We start from the raw sequence: 515 nt of genomic DNA on the forward strand, positions 1-515 counted from the left end.
CTGCATTGGCCGGAGTAAGTGCTAAAGCACTCACTCTGGCTGGCAAGGGGTGGTGATTGCGTGGCACTACGCGGATCAAACCTGGCGTGCTCTTATCCTCATGCTACCGAGGTAAGGCGCTCCGGTTATAGGATCAAGCCGTACGGGCAATTAGTATCGGTTAGCTCAATGCATTACTGCATGTACACACCCGACCTATCAACGTCCTGGTCTCGAACGACCCTTCAAGGGGATCAAGTCCCCGGGGATATCTCATCTTAAGGCGAGTTTCCCGCTTAGATGCTTTCAGCGGTTATCTCTTCCGAACATAGCTACCCGGCGATGCCACTGGCGTGACAACCGGTACACCAGAGGTTCGTCCACTCCGGTCCTCTCGTACTAGGAGCAGCCCCCTTCAAATATCCAACGCCCACGGCAGATAGGGACCGAACTGTCTCACGACGTTTTAAACCCAGCTCACGTACCTCTTTAAATGGCGAACAGCCATACCCTTGGGACCGGCTACAGCCCCAGGA

1 rRNA gene is annotated in these 515 nt (G+C 54.8%); it reads right to left on the reverse strand.

What is annotated here, in order from left to right:
- Positions 1–129: 129 nt before the first annotated feature.
- Positions 130–515 (reverse strand): 23S ribosomal RNA (locus tag BTA35_RS16585); the annotation flags it as partial.

Origin of the sequence: Oceanospirillum linum (genome assembly GCF_001995095.2) — a bacterium.
Taxonomy (GTDB): domain Bacteria; phylum Pseudomonadota; class Gammaproteobacteria; order Pseudomonadales; family Halomonadaceae; genus Oceanospirillum; species Oceanospirillum linum.